The organism is Acinetobacter sp. YH12152, from assembly GCF_013418285.1.
GTDB lineage: Bacteria > Pseudomonadota > Gammaproteobacteria > Pseudomonadales > Moraxellaceae > Acinetobacter > Acinetobacter amyesii.
In genome coordinates this window covers 67,818-89,576 of sequence record NZ_VPCH01000003.1, presented here as the reverse complement: position 1 = coordinate 89,576, position 21,759 = coordinate 67,818, and the positions used below count along the sequence as shown (strand labels likewise).

Here is a 21,759-nt window from a genome sequence, read left to right as displayed (position 1 = left end):
ATCAAAATAGTGCAATATTTAACAAATAATAATATATAAAAACATAAACTAACTATAAAAAGTTAAAATAATTACATAACTTTTAAATATAAGAACAAAGAATGTTTTTATATATTAATTAAAAAAATATGCAAAACAAGGAGTTAGAATATGAAATTGATAAAAATTGTCACACCTGTTGTTTTACTTGGGCTTACACAATTTACATTTGCAGATGGTAACTTTAAGCGCTTTTCTGTATCTGCAGGTTGGTTACACGTGATGCCGTAAGGAAAGGCGAATCCTTTTAACATTAATACTTCTGTGGCAAATGGGACACAGGCCAAAGTTGGAAGCATTAGTGAAGAGGGTTTTTTACAAGCAATTGACCCAAATGCAACGATTCAAGACGGTGATAACACAGTAAATTTAAAGGAGACTTTAGGAACATTATTAGAAGATAGTTTTATTAATGGACTCATGACAGATGGCAAAGGCAATATCAAACCAGATATTGCAGGGACATCGACATTATATGGATTGGAAAATTGGTCAGCAGGAGGCACTGGTCTAGAAGCAGAGGATGTTGATACTTTAGGTTTGATGGTCAATTATTATATCAATGACAACGTATCCTTACAGATGATTGGCGGTATTCCTCCCAAAGTGGATATTCAAGGGAAAGGGATGATTACGGCACCTTTATCTGGCAATGCAATGCCGGGAGGTCTTGCTGGTTTGCTGTTTCCGGACGGTTTACCTTTGGATTATGATGTACCAATTACCAATCTGGATGCTTATAGTAAAGCAGCAACAGCGCGTGCTTGGACGCCAGCATTTCAAGCTCAGTATCAATTTGGAAAATCGGGCGTGAATAAATTCAGACCTTATGTAGGTGCAGGGATTATGTATGCGTATTTTAATGATATTGAACTCAATAAAGGTATTGAATCTGACTTAATTGCTGCAGGGCATATGATTCAAAATATTAAGGATAATCTTGCAGGTGCTGCATTAGACGGTAAAGAATCATCAGGTAAAATGGTGGTCGATGTCGATGCGGATGATGCGATTGCTCCAATTGTCACACTCGGTTTTACCTATGACTTCACCCCAAATTGGTTTACAGCAGCTTCAGTGTCTTATGCAAAGTTAAATAATAAGACCAAGATCGATGTGATTAACCAAACGACCGGTGAACAGTTAATTCATGCAACGACAAAGATCGATATTGATCCCATCATTACTTATTTAGGTGTCGGTTATCGTTTCTAAAAATTATGAAATCTCTGAAATAAAAAACCGCTCATAAGAGCGGTTTTTTGCTTTAAAGCATAAAGGATTATTTTTCAATAATCGCTGTTACGCCTTGACCACCCGCAGCACAGATCGATACAAGTACACGGCCTGAACCTTTTTGGTTCAATAGTTTTGCAGCAGTTGCGATAATACGACCGCCAGTTGCAGCAAATGGGTGACCTGCAGCAAGAGATGAACCTTTCACGTTCAATTTAGAACGATCAATTGAACCCAATGGTGCATCTAAGCCTAAACGTTCTTTACAGAATTTAGGATCTTCCCATGCTTTCAGTGTAGACAATACTTGAGATGCAAATGCTTCATGAATTTCATAGTAATCGAAATCTTGTAGCGTAATACCTGCACGTTCAAGCATACGAGGCACTGCATAAGCAGGCGCCATCAATAAGCCTTCTTTTTTCTCGACAAAGTCAACCGCCGCTGTTTCTTGGAAAGTTAAATAAGCAAGAACTTCGTGACCGTTTGCTTTTGCCCATTCTTCAGAGGCAAGAAGGACACATGACGCACCATCAGTCAGTGGAGTCGAGTTACCCGCAGTCATCGTACGTGCATCGCCTTTACCAAACGCTGGTTTTAACTTCGCAAGTTTTTCTACAGAAGAGTCTGCACGTAAGTTGTTGTCACGTTCTAAACCTAGGAATGGCGTAATAAGGTCATCGAAGAAACCTTCTTCATATGCAGCTGCCATTTTTTGATGTGAAGATGCAGCAAGTTCATCTTGCGCTTCACGAGAGATACCCCATTCAAGCGTTGTAATTGCTTGATGGTCACCCATAGAAAGACCTGTACGTGGTTCACCGTTCTTCGGTGCATCCATCAAATCTTTAACATTAATTTTAGTTAATGCTTTTAGGCGGTCTTTACCTGTTTTAGCAATATTCAATTCAAGTAAAGCTTTACGTAAGCCATCACCAAAAGCGATCGGTGCATCAGAGGTTGTATCTACACCACCAGCAACACCCACTTCGATTTGACCCAATGCGATTTTGTTAGCAACCAAGAAAGCTGCTTGTAAACCAGTACCACATGCTTGTTGAATATCGTAAGCAGGTGTTTCAGGAGCAAGTTCGGTATTGAGTACACACTCACGGGTCATGTTAAAGTCACGACTATGTTTTAACACGGCACCAGCAACAACTTCACCAAGGCGTTGACCTTGAAGGTTGAAACGTTCAACAAGACCATTTAATGCAGCTGTGAACATATCGCTGTTCGATGCAGTGAAGTAAGCGCCGTTAGAACGAGCGAAAGGAATACGATTACCACCGATAATAGCAACGCGGCGAACTGTGTTTTGACTCATGGTATTATCCTGTTGAACAGACGTTTGAGTTGTTGATTTTGAAGCTGTTTTAGGGTTTGAAGCGGGTGTCTTAGTGCGCGTAGATGCACGACGAGGACGGCTCGTTTTAGCGGCATCACTTGTAGACTTGGTTGCTGTGCCCGTACTTTTAGCGCTACGTGGCGTACTCTTTGATGTATTTGACACAGTTTCCGTAGTCGGACTTTCGACTGCTGGATTTTCTTGAGTTGTTTTGCTCATAAGGCTTTTCCAAGCATGTTGATGATCTTCTTGACGGCTACATTAGCATATTCACCAAAGGGGTAAATTGACTAAAATGACATTCGCTAAAGCATTCAGGTCAAGCCATCTGCGGTTTAACTCAAGTATGATTCCATGGAAACTGATGGAACTATTGAAATATAAGTATCTGACATCATCTTGAAGTTAAAGGGATATCTTCAGATCCATCAAAAATTAATCTGTATGAGAGATAATAAACATGACTGATCAATACCAAACATTTGCAAAATCTCCTATTGGTAAATTTGTCATCAAAAATTTAGGTTTACCATCACCGACTTTTTTAGAGCGTTTTGAGTCTGCAACACCTGTAGTTAAAGGTGCGGTTTTATTCGGTGCAGCGCCTGCTTCAACATTGTCTGGTGCAATTGCACAAGTCTTGGCAAATATTCATGCCAATAGCTATGCAGGTAATAATGCTGAATTACAACAAGCTGCGGCAAAATCAGGTCTGAACTTAAGCGCATTTAACGAAGGCGATAAAGAGTCTAAGTTTAAAGTTGTGGTATTTGATGCTTCAGGTATTCAAAACTCAGAACAACTGCATGCCTTATATGCATTTTTTAACCCAATCGCGCGTCAAATTCAGGCGTCTGGTCGCGTTGTCGTTGTTGGTACAACACCAGAAACTGCGAAAACTGTGAAACAAGCCATTGCACAACGTGCATTAGAAGGTTTTGTAAAATCAGTCGGTAAAGAGTTTAAGAAAGGGATTGCTGCACAGTTAGTCTATGTGGACGAAGGTGCTGAAGCAAACTTAGAATCTGCATTACGTTTTGTAATTTCACCACGTTCAGCTTATGTATCGGGTCAGGTGATTCGTGTATCTAAAGCAGATGTTGTGGATGTTGATTGGAATAAGCCGCTTGCAGGCAAAACAGCTGTTGTAACAGGTGCAAGCCGTGGTATTGGTGAAGCAATCGCACATGTATTGTCACGTGATGGCGCGCATGTGATTTGTTTAGACGTTCCACAGCAGCAAGCAGACCTTGACCGTGTTGCAGGTGAAATTGGCGGTTCTACGCTCGCGATTGATATTACTGCAAGCGATGCCGGTGAAAAAATCAAAGCGGCGGCAGCTGCTCAAGGTGGTTTGGATATCATCGTGCACAATGCAGGGATTACCCGTGACAAAACTTTGGCCAATATGAAACCTGAGCTTTGGGACTTGGTGATTAACATTAACTTGTCTGCGATTGAGCGTGTAAATGATTACCTTCTTGAAAATGATGGCTTCAATGCAAATGGTCGTATTGTGTGCGTATCTTCTATTTCAGGTATCGCAGGTAACTTAGGTCAAACCAATTATGCTGCTTCTAAAGCAGGTGTTGTTGGTGTGGTTAAATTTACTGCTCCATTATTGAAAAATGGCGTAACCATTAATGCTGTTGCTCCAGGCTTCATTGAAACGCAAATGACTGCTGCGATTCCATTTGCAATCCGTGAAGCAGGTCGTCGTATGAACTCGATGAGTCAAGGTGGTTTACCTGTAGACGTTGCTGAAACGATTGCGATGTTTGCTTCAACGGCATCGACAGGCTTGAACGGTAACGTGGTACGTGTGTGTGGTCAAAGCTTGTTAGGGGCTTAATTAATCCCTCCCGACCTCCCTTTGAAAAAGAGAGGAGAAGTCCCCCTTTATCAAAGGGGGATGAGGGGGATTTAAAATATCCTTCTTTAAAAGGAAGGGAACTTTATAAAGATAAAACTTCCAAAGGTTTAGTATGAATACTCGCCATTTTAGTCAACTTCCAAAACCTTATTTAGCCTATCCAAAAGTGATTCAAGGCTTGATTTTTAAAAAGCCTAAAGCTGAAAAAGTGCTGCCGCAAGTTGAATATGTGGTGGATTCATTTAAGGTTGATCAAAAGCATTTAAAAGCCTATAACGAAGTGTGTGGCTTTAAAAACAATGGTTATATCCCAGCGATTTATTTGGCTGTGCTTTCTCAAAGTTTGCAAATGCATATGATGACTACGGAAGCTTTTCCATTTGCGATCTTAGGTTTGGTACATATTCGTAACCAAGTGAAGCAATATCGCAAAGTTGGTGTGAATGAAACACTGTCATTGTCATGCAAATTTGGTGAATTACAGCCACATGATAAAGGCGTGCAATTTGACTTTATTACCACTGCAAAAGTGGGCGATGAAGTGGTTGTAGAATCATTAACCACGTATTTAGCACGTCAAAAAACAGAGAACAAAGCTGCGGCAAAATCTACCGAAACAAAGTCAGCTGAGTTGCAAGTTCAAGCTGAATGGAATGTTTCTGAAAATACCGGTCGCCGTTATGCGTTGACTTCTGGTGACTTTAACTTGATTCATATTCATGCTGTAACCGCTAAAGCGTTTGGTTTTAAACAAGCCATTGCACATGGTATGTGGAGTAAAGCCAAAGCCTTGTCGAGCTTAACTTTGCCAGATGCCTATGAAGCGGATGTCTGGTTTAAATTACCGATGTATTTGCCTTCTCAAGTTGAGTTCCTTACTGCACAAACGGGTAAAGATACAGAGTTTGCTATTCGAAATAGTAAGAACAAAAAGCCGCATGTAGCGGGAAGTGTAAAGGCACTTTAAGACTTAAGCCTAAATCGATATCGGTTTAGGCTTTTTTGTTTTAATCTCAAGCGATTCATATTCAAAGGAATGATGATGCAGGCGCTCAAAGAATATCTATTTGCACAGAAGAATAATTTTCAAGGTACGGTTGACGAGGCGTTTCAAGATTTGGCGGCGCAATTTAGCCGTATGCAGGATGCTCGAACCCACTTAGGCGGAGCCGCCTTAGTGGTGTATTTTAAAGGTCAAAAAGTTGTGGATATTTGGACCGGTAAAAAGTCAGCCGAAGAAGCTTGGCAGTCCAATACGCCCTCGGTCTGTTATTCCACGGGTAAAGGTGTACTTGCAACGCTTGCACATATCTTAGTGAGCGAAGGCTTTCTAGATTACGATACTCCCGTTGCCGTATATTGGCCGGAGTTTGCTCAAAATGGTAAGTCGGATATCACATTAAGGCACATGCTGAGTCATCAGAGTGGTTTATACGATATTCGTAATATCATTCAAACAGCATCTGAAATGGCTGATTGGTCACATATGCTTAAAGTCATCGAACAAGCTAAGCCACGTTTTGAGCCATCAACTGATGCAGCATATCAACCGTTAACCTTCGGTTGGCAAGTCGGTGGTGTACTTGAAAAGGCCACAGGTCGACCGCTTACAGAATTGATGCAACAGTATTTGGTTGAACCTTTAGCATTGGATCATGCTTTTTTTGGTGTACCAGAGCATCAACTTGGTAAGGTTGCACGCTTGATTCCGAAAAAGAAACAAGTAGAACGCACTATAGATGCTTCTGTTCAAGAAAATACCCAAGCGCAGACAACGAAAAAAAAGACCGAGACACGAAAACCGTCAATCTTTGATCAGCTCCTGCAAATTTCAGGACAAAATTTGCAAGACTTTCAAGATGGTATGATTCCTAAAGGAATGCGCAAGTTTTCATTTTTTAGTGATGAGGGTTTGCAAGCCATTATTCCTGCGGCAACAGGCGTATTTAGTGCTAATAGTTTAGCGAAAATCTATGCAATGCTAGCCAATCATGGCCAGTGGCGAGGACAGACCTTAATCACACCACAAGTTTTTGAATCTTTAAGTAAAATTCAATATAAAAAACGTGATCGTATTATGCCTTTACCGATGAATTGGCGTTTGGGATATCATCGAATTTTGACTTTAGGCAAATCGAGTCAAGGTTTTGGACATATTGGTTTTAATGGTTCTGGGGCTTGGTGTGATCCGCAGCGTGATTTAAGTTTTGCTTATACACATAACTTTGCGACGGGTTCAATCACCGGCGATTATCGCTTATGGGGCTTAACTCAAGAAACCTTACGCTGTGCAGATAAAGTATTAAAAGGTCGTAAAGGCTGGATTTAAGATACTTCGGAATAGAACAGAAATTGGGGAAATGTGAAAAATATGCTATTTTCCCTCGCAGTTTTAGACTGCTGTGATATCCCTATGAAAAAAGTTGTTTTGATTCCCTTAGTAGCAACGTCGGCAATGTTGGGTTGTCAGGATTCAACTCAAACGAAAGCAAAAGAGATAGAAGCGATTACTGCCGAAAAACAGCAAGCTGCATGGGTGGGTGATTTTAAAGGTACCACGCCGTGTATGGGCTGTCTTTCTCGTTGTGAAGATTGTCCCGGTATGGCTGTGGCTCTTGAGTTACATGAAGATCAAACCTATACACTTACTCGTGAAAGTCTAAGCGGTCATAACGACGTTGAAGTGCTAAAAGGTGTAATTCGTTTTAAAGATGAATCAAAGCAGCAGCTAGAACTTATGAATGTGCAAACGCGTAATCTTTTGTATGTAGATTTGGATCAGCAATTGCTTGAAATTCGTGAAGACCAGACGGCGAAACGCTATCAAATGCAGAGTGATTTTTTGCTAGGGAAAATCTAAAGTAAAAATCTTAAAGTTACATTGGTAAATTTAAAGTGTTGCAATTATGATCATTATAAGCTATTGATTGCTAAATTAATGATTTAGTAATGAGTGGTTTGTGGGCTTTAATAATCGTAATTTAGGATCACAATTTTCTGGGTTTTTAATTGCTTCAGTGATTGTTGGTAGTTTATATATTTTTTTCACTGATAAAAATGTTAACCGCTCTGCGGTATTGGCGAATTTAAATCTTTCTGTCGGGAATAATGATCAGCCGAATGCCTTAGAAAGAATAGAGCATGATTACGAAAGGCATGAGTCTGAATTGAAAAAAAATGCTCAGCCTTTTGTTGCTAAAGTAATGCTACGTTATTCTGATGATGGCTCAGTTCTAGGCCCGGTTCAGTTGAGGGCATCAAATAATACAGATGCGGTGTTCATTGTTAGAAATAAATTGAACAATGGAATTATGGCCATTGTGCAAGTACCAAGAAGAAGCAGCGAAAAATTAATGTTGCCAATTGGGAATTATTCAATTGAATATGCACAGGGTGATAGTTTTTGGCAGGGACTTGGTGAGTTTTGGGGAGCCGGTACAAAGTTTAATAAAAGTGAATTGGACCATTATGTAACAGAGGAATTTACTCAAACTGGTTCTAAGATAAGAGGAATTGGAATACAGATAGATACAGACGAGGGAACTGTCTCAGAACGAATTTCAAAAAAACAATTTGTAAGCGAATAAACTTGTAAATACAAATAAATTTATTTCAAAAGTTCTTAAATTCGAAGATATTGATCGAATTAGTTCCACTGACTAAGAACTTCATTCACTCTTAGACAAAAAAACAGTATGCTTACACCTGTAAAAAGGAGCATACATGTATCAAGTACTTGCACGAAAATACCGTCCACGAAATTTCATTGAACTCGTGGGGCAAAACCATGTGTCACGCGCACTTACCAGTGCCTTAGAACGTGGTCGGTTACATCATGCGTATTTATTTACAGGTACTCGTGGCGTGGGTAAAACCACCATTGCCCGTATTTTGGCAAAATGTCTGAACTGTGAAACAGGTGTAACCTCAACGCCGTGTGAAGTCTGCCCAACGTGTAAAGCAGTAAATGAAGGTCGTTTTATTGATTTAATTGAAATCGATGCGGCATCACGGACCAAAGTTGAAGATACGCGAGAACTACTCGATAACGTTCCTTATGCACCAACGCAAGGTCGCTTCAAAGTTTATCTAATCGATGAAGTGCATATGCTCTCTACGCATTCATTTAATGCGTTATTAAAGACGTTGGAAGAGCCGCCAGAGCATGTGAAGTTCTTATTTGCAACCACAGATCCACAAAAATTACCGATTACTGTCATTTCACGTTGCTTGCAATTTACTTTGCGTCCTTTAGCCGTGGATGAAATCACCATGCATCTGACCGATATTTTACAAAAAGAACAAATTCAAGCGGAGCAAGATGCGATTTGGCAAATTGCTGAATCGGCTCAAGGTTCACTGCGTGATGCATTGTCACTGACTGACCAAGCCATTGCCTATGGTCAGGGTTCAATTCAGCACCAAGATGTTAAAGACATGTTGGGCCTAATTGACCGTACCATTATTTATGATTTGATTTTAGCCATTCATCAAAATCAGCGTGAACGCGTGAGTGCTTTACTCATGCAATTCCGTCAACAAGCGCTGGATGTTTCTCTGGTATTAGATCAGTTGATTTCAACGTTACATGAACTGGCATTATTACAATACTTGCCAGACTTAGCGTTGAAATATAGCGCTGAGATCAATCAAAAAATTATGCAATTGTCGCAGTTGATTTCAGCTCAAGATTTGCAGCTGTATTATCAAGTCGCATGCAAAGGTCGGGCAGACTTGCAGTTGGCAGTCACGCAAGAGCAAGGTTTTGAGATGTGTGTGCTGCGTCTATTAGCATTCCGACCATTACAGCCAAACGAAATGTTGGTCTCTGCCGTACAGCAAGAGTCAGCCGCACAGCCACAGCTTGCTCAAAATCAGGCCGAAACAGTTCAGCCGACTCAAACACAGTCTTTGCAGCAACCCAATACCGTTGTTGAGTCTGCTGCACAGGTTGCCACTGTTGAGCAGCCTGAAGCTGTACCCGCTGTAGACACATCGCCAGCTTTCGATGATTTTGATGATTCACATTATGATGACGATGATGGCTATGTTTCTGCACCTGCAGCCGACGAACCTTCATCTGATGATTTTTTAGATGATCCTGAAGAGGATGTGATTAGCCAAACTTCTACAGCATCTACAGCAAATGGCACTCTAGATACGCAAGAGGTTGCACCGGTTGAGTCTGTATCGACACAGCAAAATGACACGCTTGTTATGGATGCCGTGGCAGAAGATACATTATTTGATTTAGATCCGACGCCGAGTACTGAAACTGAAGAAGTTGATGTGAGCGCTATAAATTTTGAAGATATTGCACCTTTAGAACCAACAGCTTTAGAGCCAACAAGTACACAGCCTGAAACAGCTCAGCCACATTTGATAAATGCCGTTGAACCACAACATGTGGTGAATGAATCAGTTTCGGGTGCTCAAGGCGACAATGGTTTTGATCTAGCATCACCACAAGTTACGCAAAGTTCCGTTTCTTCGGATGCTGTTCAAACGGGTTCATCCTCTACCTTGATGCCACAAGATATTTTGACTTTACAGCCTCAAACCCTTGAAGGTGAGTGGACGGTCGAAAAGTGGGAGTATTGGTTCCGAAATAGTCAACTTTCACCTGCGGTACAAGAGTTGGCGCAGCATGGCATTATGCGAGGTACGATTGACGGTGAATCGACTTTCCATATTCCAAAGCGATACGAAGCTTTAGTGACTCAATTACAGCATGTATTGGAACAAGCCATTCATGCGCAATGGTCAAAATGTCGTTTACATATCAGCTTTGAAGATGTCGAAGAAACCACACCGTATGCTTTACAACATGTCCGCAAAGAAAAAGCGTTTGCACGTGCAAATGAGTTATTACATGCAGAGCCTGTTGTGAAAGATTTGCTCAAAAGCTTTGATGGTGAGTTGCAAAATATCCAGCTCAAATAAGTTCTAAGCTGGATTCTAAAAATTGAAGTAAAAACTGGGTTAAAGCATCTCGCATATCATCGGGTATCGAGGTGCTTTTTCGTGTTTGGCGGTCGACAAACACATGTACGAAATGTCCTTGGGCTGCAGCCTCATTTTGTCCTTGTTTAAAAATAGCCAAGTCATAGCGCAGTGAAGAATTACCAATTTTTTCAATCGCAACCCCAACTTCAATGATTTCTGGATAGGACAGTTCTTGTAAAAAACTGCAGGCTGAATCGACCACTAAACCGATGATCGGGGTATTTTGCAAATCAAAACCGGCATGTTGAATCAAGAGTGCATTTGCAGCGGTATCAAAATAGCTGTAATAGGTGACATTATTGACATGGCCATACATATCGTTGTCTGCCCAACGCGTTTGGATTGGAAATAAAAATCGATAGTTTTGGCGGCGTTTAGTTTCAGGTTTCATCGTTGGTATTTTCTTTATTTCAAAAATGAGTGAACTTTAGGCATATATTGATTGGTAAATCTGGCGAGCATCTTCAAACTGCAGTTCTCGCGGATTATTTTGTAATAGTCGTGTTTGTAATAATGCGTCTTCTGCTAAACGATCGAGCATATTTTCAGGCACATTCAGTTGGCTGAGTTTTAGCACCAAACCGCTCTGATCTAAATGATTTTGCATATGATCAATAAATAAATCACATAAACCATCGGTACAGCCCGTACTGTATGGGTCTAGCCAACTCATAAGTTCTGCATAATGCTGCTTGGCCTGAGGTGCATTAAACTTTAACACTTCAGCGAGAACCAGTGCATTGGTATGACCATGCGAGAGATGAAAGTGTCCACCGAGTGGATAGGCGAGTGCATGCACCGCTGCAACTGGTGCATTAGCAAAGGCCTGACCTGCAAGCATTGAACCGACTAGCATGTGCTGACGCGCTTCGAGGTTATGTCCATCTTGTAAAACCACTGCTAAGTTTTTATTTAATAAACGCAAAGCTTGTTTGGCGAGCATATCCGCATACGGATTTTTTTTAATTTTTGACGTATAGGCTTCAATGGCATGCACCATGGCATCGATACCTGTCGCTGCGGTAATATGTGCGGGAAGATTTAAAGTAAAGTTCGCATCGAGGATACAGACATCGGCATACAGTACAGGGGAGACGATACCAGTTTTGGTGGTTTCACCTGTGGTGACGATAGAGATTGGTGTGACTTCAGAGCCCGTCCCAGCCGTTGTCGGGATCAAAATGAGCGGCAAGCGTGGTCGTTTTGCATTAGCAACACCATATAAATCACGGATCTGTTGTGTTTGCTTAGGATGAGCCAAGATCGCAATAATTTTAGCTACATCCATTGAACTTCCACCACCAAATCCAATAATCAAATCCACTTTTTCATTCTTGGCAAATTGAACTGCATCCAAAACTATATGTTCTGCAGGGTCAGCTTGAATACTGGAATAAATCACATAGTCTTGATGGATACTTTCTAAAATATCCAAAATGGGTAAATGCAATTGTTGCTGCAACATACCGGGGTCAGTCACAAGCATGACACGCTTGGCTTGAAAGTCGCCTAGGACCTCTCTCAGTTGGGAAATAGAGCCTAAGCCTGAAATAATATTGCTGACGGTTTGAAACTGAAATTGACTCATTGGCTTATCCCTAATTTTTTATATCCAAATAAACATTATTCTTGAGTGTTGATATAGGATTCATCCTGTAAATAACTTAACATAAGACGCTTGAAATAAAAGTAGTCTTGAGGTTGTTATGTCATCCAGCACGCCATATAAGGTGTTGTGTGTTTGTTTAGGAAATATTTGCCGTTCACCTACGGCTGAAGTGGTTCTCAGACATTTTTGTGATGAAGCGCAACTCAATATTCACGTCGATTCTGCGGGTACGAGCAATTATCATCCGGGCAAAGCGCCTGATCTACGTAGCCAACAGCATGCAAAATTACGTGGCTATAACTTATCTGCATTACGTGCACGTCAGTTAACGGTTCATGATTTTATTGAATTTGATTTGATTTTGGCCATGGACTACGAAAATTTAGACAATATTCAAAACCTCATGCAAAAGGCGCAGCAACAATTCGGTCAACTACGTGCACAAGTGTCTTTGATGAGTCAACATGATCACCAATATCCGCAACAAGAAGTACCAGATCCGTACTATGGTGGTGATGCAGGGTTTGAACATGTATTAGATCAATGCGAATCTAGCAGTCAGGCTTGGGTCAATTATTTAAAAACTCAGTTACAAGCACAGCAAAAAAATTAAGGTTTAAGAATGCAAATTCAAACACAGGTTCAGCTTAAGCCATTTAATACATTAAGCCTCGATGCTGTAGCATCTCATTATGTACGTGTTCAATCGGTAGAAGATATCCAAGCAGCGCTCGACTTTGCCAAAGCTGAGCAATTAAATGTATTGGTACTTTCAGGAGGCAGTAATATGCTGTTGCCTGAGCAAATACATGCTTTAGTGATGCACATGGATATTCAAGGGATTGAATATGTACAAGACGATGCCGATACACAGACTTTAAAAGTGGGTGCAGGGCAAGTGTGGCATGACTTTGTGCTATGGACGACGGCACACCAGTTTTATGGCTTACAAAATTTAGCATTGATACCCGGTTTAGTCGGTGCTTCACCTGTGCAAAATATTGGAGCTTATGGTGTTGAGGCGGGTGAATTTATTGAATCTGTGCAGGTCTATGATCGTGTAAAAAAACAGCAAAGTAGTATTAGCGCTGCCGATTGTCATTTTTCATATCGCCATAGTATTTTTAAAGATGAGCCAGAGCGTTTTATTATTACGCATGTCACGTTTAAACTTTTAAAACATGCAGATTTAAAATTAAATTATGGTGATTTAAAGCAGGCGGTAGGTGAAGACTTAAGTGCAGAAAACCTACAACAACAAGTCATTCATATTCGTCAAACCAAACTCCCAGATCCGAAAGAATTTCCAAATGTCGGAAGTTTCTTTAAAAATCCTGTGATTAGCCAGCAAGCCTTTGACCAAATTGCGCTGCAATTTCCCAATTTACCCCATTACCCGCAACCGAATAATGCGGTAAAACTAGCAGCTGGCTGGTTGATTGACCAAGCAGGTTGGAAAGGGAAATCTGTGGGTTCAGTGGGTATGTTCCATAAGCAAGCTTTGGTGTTGGTCAATTATCAGGACGCCACGCTGCAAGATGTGCGTACAACTTACAAAGCTGTACAACATGATGTTTTTGAAAAATTTAATATTGAACTACATCCTGAGCCTGTATTATTTGATACAAATGGCTTGATTCGATCTCACGCAGATCAATAAAAACACATAGGTTTTAGATTTATGCATAAAACACATTGGATGGTTCGCTTAGTACAAATTGCCGCAGTGCTATTTGTACTTTTGGGCTGTCTAATGATTTTTATCTATACGCCGTTTTATTCTAAATTGATCGTTAAAAGTTTAAATTATTTCGTTCCTGTAGAAGTCAATCAGCTCGCAGCGCAAAGTCAAAAACTCGGTGCTTTGAGTGATGATGATAACTATGAGCCGGGCTCAGATTTATGGATTGCACGCCAAGCGTATTTACAACTCATGGAGCAAACCATACAGTCCGATGAGCCTCAAGACTTGACCCTTATACAAGCGCGTTATAAGGCTTTACAGCAGCTCATTGAAGAAGAACATGAAAAAGAAATAAGTGATAATCAAAAGGACATACCGAAAGTTCCTTTGCTGAATCCTTCTGCATCCGAGGCGGCATCCTCTGAAGCAATGGCGGAAAATCCTGCTCAAAAAATGAAAGAGCTGCTTGAGCTCAATAGTGCGGAAAATAAAGGCCTGATGACTCAATATACTGAGTTCTTAAAAACCCATGAAATTGAGCAAGCTGCTTCAGAAGCAGAACCGATCGATGATGAAACGTATCTTGATCTTGCCAAAATGAAAGATAAAACCCTGAAGCAGCCAACCGCAGAGCCGTATGCGATCGTGGTGTTAGGTGGTGGTTTAACCTTAGCTAAAAATGATAAAGATATCGTAGTGAATGACTACACACGACTTCGACTGGAAAAAACACTCGATGTTGAACGAGCCAATAAGTTACCGATTGTACTGAGTGGTGTTGAAGCACCGTATATGCAAGCATGGTTGAAGCAATATGATGTCGATGCGAAATTGCTTGAAGACCGCAGTATGAATACTTGCGAAAATTCGCGTTTTAGTTCGTTGCTTTTACAGAAAAAAGGTGGGGCACCGACGGTTATTTTAATCACTGACCAATATCATATGCCTCGAACACGTCGTTTATTTGCATTAAATGGTATCGAAACCATTCCTGTTGTTGCACCTATGCCAACAACATTAACTACATGGCGACCAAGTGAAAAAAATTATGACCATAGTCGTCGTGCTAATTATGAATTATTAGCTACCTTACGTGACGTTTGGTTTGGCTCAAGTGACTGTCGGGAGGTCCCATAATGTCAGATATCCCATTTCTTAATCCTTCGATCCTTAAACAATTAGATCTTCCTGTTCCAAGTCGAGAATTAACCCCACAATTATTAGAACCGCTAAATTTAAATCGGCCGTTTGAGCCTAGTGTCGAAATACAATCTTATCGACGACTCTACGGCTTAGATGCCTTGAACTGTGAACATTGGCAAGGCTATGTAGAAATGCCTTTGTTCAAATTACATGTACAAGTATTTCAACCGAAACTGAAAACTGAAACGGATGTCATTAAAGGCACTGTATTTTTATTGCATGGTTATTTAGAGCATAGTGGAATATATCAGCCGATTATTCGTGAGCTCTTAGATCAAGGTTTTAGTGTTTTGACCTATGATTTACCGGGGCATGGTCTAAGTAATGGATCGCCAGCCAGTATTCAAAACTTTGACCATTACCAACAAGTTTTGGAAGCGGTATATCGTTATGTGAAACATGCAGCTCAATTACCGACACCGTGGTTAGGGATTGGGCAGAGTACGGGTGGTGCGATTTGGCTGCATCATCTGTTAGATTTTGCTGAACATCGCAAAAACCCTTATGTCGAACGGGTTTTATTATTATCTCCGCTGATTCGTCCTGCAAAAACGGCATGGTGGCATAACTCGGTTGGATTAGGCATTATTCGTCGTATTAAACGTGAAGTGCCACGTCATTTTAGACGGAATAATCACAACCCTGAGTTTTTACGTTTTGTACGTTTAAAGGATCCTCTACAACCTCGAATGATGGGGATGGATTGGATTTTGGCCATGTCAAAATGGATGCAGGAAATGGAAGAACGACCTGCGTGTCGTATTCCAGTGTGGTTAGCTCAAGGCGCACAGGATCAAACGGTGGATTGGCGTTATAACATTGAGTTTATACGTCGTAAATTCCGTTTACAGACGCTTCTCATGCTTGAAGAAGGTTCACATCAGCTGATTAATGAACGTGCCGATATTCGTGCTGCATTAACAGGTTTGATCCCGGCATTCTTGCATGCTCAATCGAATAGTAAGTCTTATTACTAACTGATGTTACGCACTAACATCAGGAGCGTAATTTGATTCAAATAAAAGTACGATACGCGGGAAGTTCATCCGCAAGTGTTTGAGACAGGACTACTTCTAATCAAAAATGTTTTTGCAATACTTTGAATAATTTGACGCTAGTGAACGAGTTTTGTCGGTGAGGTGCATTGCACCGCAAGATGGTTTCCTTGCGAAGCTTTGCTTCTCATTTTGCCGAATGAGAAACAACGTTTCGTAAGAGTACCTCCTGCCGAAGGCTAATCCCTATGTTTAAGCCCTAGATGTAAGACTCCGTCGAATAGGTTTAAAAATTATTTTAAAATGCGTAATTACTTTTACGCGCGTAACATCAGTTACTAATTGACGATTGAGCACAGCCTACCTTAATCAGTGTGATGGATCTAGACGAAAAAAAGAGGCGTGGACGCCTCTTTTTTTTGGGTGGAGGAATCAGAACTTTTCTAGATGGGCCATATTCCACATACGGAAATAGAAGTTTTCTTCATCTTTATTTTCACAACTGAGCAGCTCCCCGTCTTTTAACCAAAAATGTAGCTGTGCATAGTTTTTAATTTCACGGTTATTAATCCGCTGCGCTAGATGGTGCGCACGGATATCTGATGGATGTTGTAAACCTGCTGAGGCAATAAGTTCAGATAAACCATGCATGGTGTTCTTGTGGAAATTAAAAACACGTTCTGCTTTGGTCGGAACATGGATGGCTTTTTGACGGTCTTTGTCCTGCGTTGCAACGCCAACAGGACATTGGTTGGTGTGACAGCTTTGAGCCTGAATACACCCGACTGCAAACATAAAGCCACGAGCCGAATTGACCCAATCTGCGCCAATTGCCATGGTACTGGCAATATCAAAAGCACTAATAATTTTACCACTGGCACCGACTTTAATTTTTGAACGCAAGCCTGCACCAATCAGGGTGTTATTGACAAAGAGTAGGCCTTCACGCAGTGGTGTCCCCATATTATCAATCAGTTCTATAGGTGCAGCGCCAGTCCCACCTTCAGAACCATCCACCACGATAAAATCAGGTGTAATCCCCGTATGTAACATGGCTTTTACGATACTCATAAATTGCCACGGTTGCCCGATACACAGTTTAAAACCCACAGGTTTGCCTTCTGACAGTTCGCGCAATTGCTGAATAAATTGCATCATTTCTATAGGGGTGCTAAAGGCAGGATGGCTAGATGGCGAGATACAGTCATGTTCACGGCTGACACCACGGATTTGAGCAATCTCTTCGGAAATTTTGTCTTTAGGTAAAATGCCACCATGGCCTGGTTTTGCACCTTGAGATAATTTGATCTCAATCATTTTGACTTGAGGGTGCTTGGCTTGTTCAGCAAAACGTACAGGGTCGAATTGACCATCAATCGTACGGCAGCCAAAGTAACCACTACCGAGTTCCCAGACAATGTCGCCACCATTTTCCAAGTGATACGGACTGATACTGCCTTCACCGGTGTCATGGTAGAAATTGCCCATTTTTGCGCCTAAGTTTAAGGCACGAATGGCATTGGCACTTAAACTACCAAAGCTCATCGCAGAAATGTTTAATATTGATGCGCTATACGGTTGCTTACACTGTTCATTGCCGATGTTAATACGGAAAGTTTCAGGAATGGCAGGAATGCAAGGTGACAAGGAGTGATTGATAAAGCGGTAATCATTTTGGTATACATCAACAATTGAACCAAATGGTTTATCTGCATTTTGGTTTTTTGCACGTTGATAGACCAAACTACGCTGCATACGAGAAAAGGGCAGTGCATCTTGATCAGATTCAATAAAATATTGGCGAATTTCAGGTCGAAATTCTTCAAAAAGAAAACGAAAGTGCCCCATGATGGGGTAATTTTTTAAGATCGAATGTTTGTTTTGTATGACGTCATACAAACCCAATAAACTCAAAAGCCCAGTAATGACCCAGATACTATTCAATAAGGTCTGTGGAATAAAATATTGAATATAACGAGGGGAATAACCTAAATGAAAACTCGAAATGAGTAGGAAGATAAAAATACAAGCAAACCAAATGGAATGTCGAGAGAAAAAAGTATTTAAAAGTTTATGTCTGATAGTTTGCGCTGGACTGGCCATATTTTGAAAAATCTTATTCAGCTCATTTGCTCATAATTTGCCGAGTTTATGCACAATGCTCAAGCTTTAATTTGTTGATTCAGTGTAGCATTTATAAAAAACAGCACTGAAGTTGGATGAATTTTTCATTTAAAGCCAAATGAGATAAGAAAAGCAGGAATGTTCTTTAAGAAAATTTGTGAAAAGTAGCGCGGTTCTTGTTATTTCACGGTGTGCAAAATGGAGGTTAAAGTGATTTTACTTTCTAAACACGAGGTGCTGAATATGACTATGAAATCTATTCGTTATAATAATGCCGACCTAGCCTGCCTATGTCAGTAATTGATTATAGCCATGAGAAGTTAGCGCTACGGCATAAGGTATTCAGCAGATACTTATGCTGTAGTTCCTTTGACCTAAACGACTAAAATTACAAAAATATTCTAAGAAATTATCCAGTCCCAGCGTTGGGACTTTTTTATGTGTTGATATTTTAAGGGAAAATCTAAGCATAAATAATGTACTAGATATTCATTATGCGTTAGAAGTTGTCACCTCAAATAAAAGAATGATACGCGGTAAGGTCATCCGCAAGTGTTTGAGACAGGACTACATTTATTTAAAAATGTTTTTGCGATACTTTGAATAAGTAGACGTTAGTGAACGAGTTTTGCGGATGACAATGGTTTTGGGTACTTTTGCCGAAACAAAAGTACCTCCAGCCGAAGGCTAATTCCTTTATTTAAACCCTAGATGTAAGACTCCGTCGAATAGACTTAAAAATCATTTTTAAAATGCGAAATTACTTTTATGTGCGTAACATTAGTTAGTATTTAAGGTAGCAGAAAACCTTAGATCGGTTTAATCATTGCGTTGTTGTACAACTATAGCGACTTCTTCAGGTTCAATTTTCTGAATCTTTTTCCCAAAACTACGCAGCCACCATGTTAACTGAGAGGTAAATGGTACTGTTGCGCTAACTTCAACCCAGTCATCTTCGGTTTTTTGAATCACTTGATCTTTACTTAGCTGACTTTCTTCAAAATAAACTGCTTCTGATTCCGACATGGTTAATTTGAGCTGAATCATTTCAGTCGGCTTATTGAAGTCCACACGGAAGCCAAGCGCTCCAGAGTCAATATAGGCATCAATATCAAAATCGACAGGGTGTAATGCACGTGAATTTAAGACTGTAGCTGATTTAAAACGATGTAAAGCAAAGGTTTGGATGTCTGTTTTGTCATGACGTGTGCACACCAAATAAATAATTGCACCTTTTTGGACCAACGCCAGTGGATTTAAAATATAGGTCTTTTCTTCGCTTTGCTGTCCACGACCTTGATATTGACATTCCAGTTGTTTGTCTTGTAGTAAACCTTCATAAATCGATTGCTGTGCGGCCTTTTCAACCACTGGTGGAATCAATGGCTGAGTTGCTGGCACGATTCGCACGCGGTTAATCCACTGACGAACATTATTTTGCGACGATAGACTTCGACGTGCGAGGTCAAACCAAGGATTCATTTCTTCAATTAAGCTTGGTGGAAGCAAATGTTTTAGGTGCTCCTCAACCATCATAAAGGTGACCGCTTGTGAGCTGGTCATATGAGGCAAGCTTTGAATAGGTGCATCAGAACGCCAACGCCAGCCTTGCGGCGTTGTTTTACTGCTCTCAATTGGGAAACGTAGAGAAATTTGGTTTAAGTCACGCTGAATGGTGCGTAGGCTGATATCAATGCCTTCACGGTTCAGTATTTCTTGTAATTCACGCGTACCCATCCACTTACCTGTGGACAGTCGTGAAAGAATTTGCCACTGACGATAGAGGCTGTTCGACGTTTCTTTTTCTTGTGAAGACATAATCTCGTGCTTGAACTTGGACTTAAATGAATAAAATGATGCTGTGGGACACAATAAGAAATCTTCCTGCGTTAAGCAAGTCTTCATCTGAAAAAACTAACATGATTTTAATAACGCAATTTGACATAACTTGAGCAGTTACATGCTGTACCACTTTGCAAAAATGATGCATAAATAATCAAAGAGAAGCAGCATATGTATTGATGGCATATATATTGCTTTATCTGATTTACAAAACATGACAAAAACATGGAGTTGCTATGCTGAAAGAAAATCGTAATACAACTTCAAATGGAATTGAGGGTTATGAGGCAAAGTTGGTTAATACTTCTGTCTCTACATTAAAAACTTTACCACTTGCTCGAGGACATGCGCTGTTTAATCAATTTAATTCGGATTTTTTTAATGAAATGCGCGACAGCAAAACGGTAGTAAAAGAATCATGCCAACGGATAGAGCAGTGGTTATCACAGCATACGCTTGATGAATTGAAGCAACTAAATCAGGTTGCAAAACAACATTTTCTCTATGAAGGCATTACCTTTACAGTGTATGGCGAAGATGAGGGCATTGAACGCACCATACCTTATGATCTTATTCCGCGTGTGATTGCACGAAAGGAATGGAATAATTTATCTCTAGGCTGCGCACAGCGCGTGAAAGCACTCAATCTGTTTTTACATGATGTCTATCATCAACAAGATATTTTAAAAGCAGGAATTATTCCTGAACTGCAAGTCTTAACCCATGAAGCCTATTTGCCACAAATGTATATGCATGGGCTAAAAGGTAAAATTTATAGCCAAATCAGTGGCATTGATATCATACGTGATCAATCAGGCGAATTTTACGTCCTTGAGGATAATCTTAGAACACCGTCTGGTGTGTCGTATATGCTGGAAAGCCGTAAGATCAGTCAAAAACTGATGCCTGAACTTTGCCAGCAAAGCAACATCATGGGGATTGAGCAGTATCCGCAGCTTTTACGTGAAATTCTTGCAGAAAATGCCTACGTCGATAACCCGTTTATCGTGGTTTTAACCCCAGGGCGTTTTAACAGTGCGTATTATGAACATGCCTTTTTGGCAAGGGAGATGGATGTACCCTTAGTGACATCGCGTGACCTTTATGTAGAAAACGATAAGGTTTATGTGAAAACCATTAAAGGCCGACAACAGGTTGATGTAATTTATCGTCGTGTGGATGATGCTTTTCTCGATCCATTATGTTTCAAACCTGACAGTACTTTGGGCGTAGCAGGGCTCATGTCAGCGTATATGCAACATAATGTGGTCATTGCAAATGCACCGGGAACAGGCGTAGCAGATGATAAATCGATTTATCCATATGTGGATAAAATGATTCATTTCTATTTAGGCGAACAAGCGATCCTGAAAAATGTGCCGACCTATCAATGTCGTGAGCAGAACGAATTGGATTATGTGCTCTCGAATATCGAAAAATTGGTGGTCAAAGAAGCGCAGGGTTCAGGTGGTTACGGCATGCTGATCGGTCCACAAGCTTCTTTACAAGAATTAAATAGCTTTAAAGATAAAGTGGCCGCAGCACCACATTTATATATTGCACAGCCGACTTTAAATTTATCTGTCAGCCCAACCCTAAGTGAGGCGGGTGTTTCGGAACGCCATATCGATTTACGCCCATTTGTACTGAGTTCACCATATCGAACTGAAATTGTACCGGGTGGCTTAACTCGTGTCGCGATGCAAGCAGGTTCATTAGTAGTGAATTCTTCTCAAGGCGGCGGCATTAAAGATACGTGGGTAGTAGACGATTTACGCTCATAGCACTCCAGTGAAGGAG

The 21,759-nt window shown here is 40.6% G+C and carries 16 protein-coding genes and 1 pseudogene; 12 read left to right on the top strand and 5 right to left on the bottom strand.

What is annotated here, in order from left to right; genetic code table 11:
- Positions 1-150 precede the first annotated feature (150 nt).
- Positions 151-1,254, top strand: a pseudogene (locus FTU83_RS01915) (OmpW family protein).
- A 67-nt stretch (positions 1,255-1,321) separates the two neighbouring features.
- Here the strand turns inward: FTU83_RS01915 and FTU83_RS01910 are convergent.
- A complete protein-coding gene (locus FTU83_RS01910; protein ID WP_180005218.1) occupies positions 1,322-2,842 on the bottom strand; it encodes an acetyl-CoA C-acetyltransferase in 1,521 nt (506 codons plus the stop codon).
- 241 nt (positions 2,843-3,083) lie between these two features.
- On the opposite strand from FTU83_RS01910, the gene FTU83_RS01905 reads away from it, so the two are divergent.
- The 6 genes from FTU83_RS01905 (at position 3,084) to dnaX (ending at position 10,439) form a co-directional block, all read left to right on the top strand.
- Complete coding sequence (locus FTU83_RS01905; RefSeq protein ID WP_180105564.1) at positions 3,084-4,475, top strand: 3-oxoacyl-ACP reductase; 1,392 nt, start codon at positions 3,084-3,086, stop codon at positions 4,473-4,475.
- Between the two features lie 133 nt (positions 4,476-4,608).
- Positions 4,609-5,463 carry a MaoC/PaaZ C-terminal domain-containing protein gene (locus tag FTU83_RS01900; RefSeq protein ID WP_078188603.1) on the top strand — a complete coding sequence of 285 codons (855 nt, stop codon included), beginning with the start codon at positions 4,609-4,611 and terminating at the stop codon, positions 5,461-5,463.
- 75 nt (positions 5,464-5,538) lie between these two features.
- Entirely contained in the window at positions 5,539-6,825 is a 1,287-nt protein-coding gene (locus FTU83_RS01895; protein ID WP_180105563.1) for a serine hydrolase, read from the top strand.
- Positions 6,826-6,909: 84 nt separating this feature from the next.
- Positions 6,910-7,356, top strand: a complete 447-nt coding sequence (locus tag FTU83_RS01890; protein WP_180105562.1) for a copper resistance protein NlpE N-terminal domain-containing protein — start codon at positions 6,910-6,912, stop codon at positions 7,354-7,356.
- 100 nt (positions 7,357-7,456) lie between these two features.
- A complete protein-coding gene (locus FTU83_RS01885; protein WP_180105561.1) occupies positions 7,457-8,083 on the top strand; it encodes a hypothetical protein in 627 nt (208 codons plus the stop codon).
- Between the two features lie 136 nt (positions 8,084-8,219).
- Positions 8,220-10,439, top strand: coding sequence for a DNA polymerase III subunit gamma/tau (gene dnaX, locus FTU83_RS01880; RefSeq protein WP_180105560.1), 2,220 nt, complete (start codon positions 8,220-8,222; stop codon positions 10,437-10,439).
- Here the strand turns inward: dnaX and FTU83_RS01875 are convergent.
- Both FTU83_RS01875 and FTU83_RS01870 read right to left on the bottom strand, forming a co-directional pair.
- Complete coding sequence (locus FTU83_RS01875; protein WP_180105559.1) at positions 10,432-10,893, bottom strand: thioesterase family protein; 462 nt, start codon at positions 10,891-10,893, stop codon at positions 10,432-10,434. The two genes, dnaX and FTU83_RS01875, sit on opposite strands and share 8 nt — an antisense overlap.
- 36 nt (positions 10,894-10,929) lie before the next feature.
- The gene (locus tag FTU83_RS01870; RefSeq protein WP_180105558.1) at positions 10,930-12,090 is read right to left on the bottom strand and encodes an iron-containing alcohol dehydrogenase; all 1,161 of its coding nucleotides are present in this window, start codon (positions 12,088-12,090) and stop codon (positions 10,930-10,932) included.
- A 118-nt stretch (positions 12,091-12,208) separates the two neighbouring features.
- Here FTU83_RS01870 and FTU83_RS01865 point away from each other — a divergent pair, with 118 nt between their 5' ends.
- The 4 genes from FTU83_RS01865 to FTU83_RS01850 are packed head-to-tail and all read left to right on the top strand — an operon-like array spanning position 12,209 to position 15,975.
- Positions 12,209-12,724, top strand: a complete 516-nt coding sequence (locus FTU83_RS01865) for a low molecular weight protein-tyrosine-phosphatase (RefSeq protein WP_111884272.1) — start codon at positions 12,209-12,211, stop codon at positions 12,722-12,724.
- A gap of 9 nt (positions 12,725-12,733) precedes the next feature.
- The gene (murB, locus tag FTU83_RS01860; RefSeq protein ID WP_180105557.1) at positions 12,734-13,771 is read left to right on the top strand and encodes a UDP-N-acetylmuramate dehydrogenase; all 1,038 of its coding nucleotides are present in this window, start codon (positions 12,734-12,736) and stop codon (positions 13,769-13,771) included.
- Between the two features lie 21 nt (positions 13,772-13,792).
- A complete protein-coding gene (locus tag FTU83_RS01855; protein ID WP_180105556.1) occupies positions 13,793-14,932 on the top strand; it encodes a YdcF family protein in 1,140 nt (379 codons plus the stop codon).
- Positions 14,932-15,975 carry an alpha/beta hydrolase gene (locus tag FTU83_RS01850; protein WP_180026424.1) on the top strand — a complete coding sequence of 348 codons (1,044 nt, stop codon included), beginning with the start codon at positions 14,932-14,934 and terminating at the stop codon, positions 15,973-15,975. Before FTU83_RS01855 ends, FTU83_RS01850 begins: the two co-directional genes overlap by 1 nt.
- 450 nt (positions 15,976-16,425) lie before the next feature.
- On the opposite strand, the gene FTU83_RS01845 is transcribed toward FTU83_RS01850, so the two are convergent.
- Both FTU83_RS01845 and FTU83_RS01840 read right to left on the bottom strand, forming a co-directional pair.
- Positions 16,426-18,096: an FMN-binding glutamate synthase family protein gene (locus tag FTU83_RS01845; protein WP_180035278.1), complete on the bottom strand. Its 1,671-nt coding sequence runs from the start codon at positions 18,094-18,096 to the stop codon at positions 16,426-16,428.
- An 840-nt stretch (positions 18,097-18,936) separates the two neighbouring features.
- Entirely contained in the window at positions 18,937-19,935 is a 999-nt protein-coding gene (locus FTU83_RS01840) for a YafY family protein (RefSeq protein ID WP_180105555.1), read from the bottom strand.
- Between the two features lie 260 nt (positions 19,936-20,195).
- Here FTU83_RS01840 and FTU83_RS01835 point away from each other — a divergent pair, with 260 nt between their 5' ends.
- Positions 20,196-21,743 carry a circularly permuted type 2 ATP-grasp protein gene (locus FTU83_RS01835; protein WP_180105554.1) on the top strand — a complete coding sequence of 516 codons (1,548 nt, stop codon included), beginning with the start codon at positions 20,196-20,198 and terminating at the stop codon, positions 21,741-21,743.
- The last annotated feature ends 16 nt before the right edge of the window (positions 21,744-21,759 follow it).

Bases quoted from the DNA above. Each gene is read 5' to 3' on its own strand.
- FTU83_RS01910 (WP_180005218.1), bottom strand. From the start codon at position 2,842: ATGAGCAAAACAACTCAAGAAAATCCAGCAGTCGAAAGTCCGACTACG.
- FTU83_RS01905 (WP_180105564.1), top strand. From the start codon at position 3,084: ATGACTGATCAATACCAAACATTTGCAAAATCTCCTATTGGTAAATTT.
- FTU83_RS01900 (WP_078188603.1), top strand. From the start codon at position 4,609: ATGAATACTCGCCATTTTAGTCAACTTCCAAAACCTTATTTAGCCTAT.
- FTU83_RS01895 (WP_180105563.1), top strand. From the start codon at position 5,539: ATGCAGGCGCTCAAAGAATATCTATTTGCACAGAAGAATAATTTTCAA.
- FTU83_RS01890 (WP_180105562.1), top strand. From the start codon at position 6,910: ATGAAAAAAGTTGTTTTGATTCCCTTAGTAGCAACGTCGGCAATGTTG.
- dnaX (WP_180105560.1), top strand. From the start codon at position 8,220: ATGTATCAAGTACTTGCACGAAAATACCGTCCACGAAATTTCATTGAA.
- FTU83_RS01875 (WP_180105559.1), bottom strand. From the start codon at position 10,893: ATGAAACCTGAAACTAAACGCCGCCAAAACTATCGATTTTTATTTCCA.
- FTU83_RS01870 (WP_180105558.1), bottom strand. From the start codon at position 12,090: ATGAGTCAATTTCAGTTTCAAACCGTCAGCAATATTATTTCAGGCTTA.
- FTU83_RS01865 (WP_111884272.1), top strand. From the start codon at position 12,209: ATGTCATCCAGCACGCCATATAAGGTGTTGTGTGTTTGTTTAGGAAAT.
- murB (WP_180105557.1), top strand. From the start codon at position 12,734: ATGCAAATTCAAACACAGGTTCAGCTTAAGCCATTTAATACATTAAGC.
- FTU83_RS01855 (WP_180105556.1), top strand. From the start codon at position 13,793: ATGCATAAAACACATTGGATGGTTCGCTTAGTACAAATTGCCGCAGTG.
- FTU83_RS01850 (WP_180026424.1), top strand. From the start codon at position 14,932: ATGTCAGATATCCCATTTCTTAATCCTTCGATCCTTAAACAATTAGAT.
- FTU83_RS01845 (WP_180035278.1), bottom strand. From the start codon at position 18,096: ATGGCCAGTCCAGCGCAAACTATCAGACATAAACTTTTAAATACTTTT.
- FTU83_RS01840 (WP_180105555.1), bottom strand. From the start codon at position 19,935: ATGTCTTCACAAGAAAAAGAAACGTCGAACAGCCTCTATCGTCAGTGG.
- FTU83_RS01835 (WP_180105554.1), top strand. From the start codon at position 20,196: ATGCTGAAAGAAAATCGTAATACAACTTCAAATGGAATTGAGGGTTAT.